This window comes from Lentzea kentuckyensis (assembly GCF_002150765.1).
Lineage (GTDB): Bacteria > Actinomycetota > Actinomycetes > Mycobacteriales > Pseudonocardiaceae > Lentzea > Lentzea kentuckyensis.
The window spans coordinates 1437-1942 of sequence record NZ_MUYM01000123.1; the positions used below are offsets into that span (position 1 = coordinate 1437).

The window sequence follows — 506 nt, forward strand, 5'->3', positions numbered from 1 at the left end:
CTTCATCCACAGCCGGGAGCATAAGTAAGCTGCGACGACCTACTAGCGTTGCGCGAGGGGAGGCAACCATGACCGATCGCGCCGACGTACCGGCTGCCGTGCTGGCGTCACTGCGCAAGATCTGCGCCGGCCTGCCGGAGAGCTACGAGGAGCCGGCCTGGGTGGGCACCCGGTGGCGCATCCGGCAACGCACCATCCTGCACGTGTTCACGGCGCAGCCAGGCGCGACGGGGACGTTCAGCCGTGCCGCAGAACTCACCGCACCGACTGTGGTGATGACTTTCCGGGCCCAGGAGGAGGAATTCGAGGCGCTGGTCAACAACGGCCACCCGTTCTTCCGCGCCGCGTGGGGGTTCGACGTCGTGGGCATGATCGTCGAGCCGGACGCCGACTGGGCCGAGATCGGCGAGCTGCTGACCGAGAGCTACCGCAAGCTCGCGCCGACGAAGCTCTCCCGGCTGCTCGGCTGACTCACTGGGCGAACTGCTGAACGCCGATGACGTCGA

General features: G+C 67.4%; 1 protein-coding gene. It reads left to right on the forward strand.

Going from position 1 to position 506, the window contains the following annotated elements:
• Positions 1–68: 68 nt before the first annotated feature.
• Positions 69–470 carry an MmcQ/YjbR family DNA-binding protein gene (locus B0F77_RS40505; protein WP_086668369.1) on the forward strand — a complete coding sequence of 134 codons (402 nt, stop codon included), beginning with the start codon at positions 69–71 and terminating at the stop codon, positions 468–470.
• Positions 471–506: the final 36 nt, after the last annotated feature.

Excerpts from the sequence above, each read along its gene's own strand:
- B0F77_RS40505 (WP_086668369.1), top strand. The coding sequence starts at position 69 with ATGACCGATCGCGCCGACGTACCGGCTGCCGTGCTGGCGTCACTGCGC.